Source organism: Vibrio sp. 1402 (assembly GCF_033340275.1).
In genome coordinates this window covers 1-737 of the sequence record NZ_JAWOWE010000229.1, presented here as the reverse complement: position 1 = coordinate 737, position 737 = coordinate 1, and the positions used below count along the sequence as shown (strand labels likewise).

Annotated in this window: 1 protein-coding gene; it reads right to left on the bottom strand. The window is 42.2% G+C overall.

The features are described 5' to 3' along the window. On the bottom strand, positions 1–396 hold a 396-nt coding region (locus tag R7044_RS25265), incomplete at its 3' end, for a MutH/Sau3AI family endonuclease (RefSeq protein WP_257077723.1). Positions 397–737: the final 341 nt, after the last annotated feature.

Below are 737 nucleotides of genomic sequence, written 5' to 3'. Positions count from 1 at the left end.
TACACGACGCTCGGCAAGGGGGATTTCTCGTTCACCCTCTACAGGAACCCACAATACGCGCGAGAGCTTATTGCGCACATGGCTGGTTTCCCATGTCAGTCCTTGAACACCAGTTAAGGGTGCAACGCATACAAATGTAGTTTCTAACGGTCGTCCGTTGTAGCCAATTGGAATGCTCTTTAACTCGATACCAAGTTTGGAAAAGTCTTGTTGAGGTTTGCTACCCGCAGGAGCGCCCAAATGCCATTCCAGCAATTGTCCCACCCAGCCTTTATCGCGTTTGAGGTTTTCTGGAACGGTCATCCCTGCTTCGTCCGCTAATTCCGCAAAACTGAGTCCGGCAATATCGTGAGCGCGTTCCATTAACTCCGCTTCTGATTGTGGTTCTGGTTTCATAATAACTGCATGACAATGGAAAAATCCTAGTCTAACAAATTTCAACAAAATCTACTGTCCAAGATTTCATCGAGATGGATTAAGAATGATCAATTCATAACTTATCCACAGATATAGGTACATATAAGTGGATCTACTGATGGGCTGGATGAATAAACAGGGGTTTTGAAACGTTTTTAGGCTTGATTTTATGTAGATGTCATGAAGTTAGAGAATGAATGTGTGGATAAATAACCGATCGGTTGATCTTTGACCGATCTGAGTTTGGTGAAAAGATCATCAGAATTGACAAGATCGTTTTATCACCAGGTTTGTTTTTAAGTTTATATTTATCATTGAGT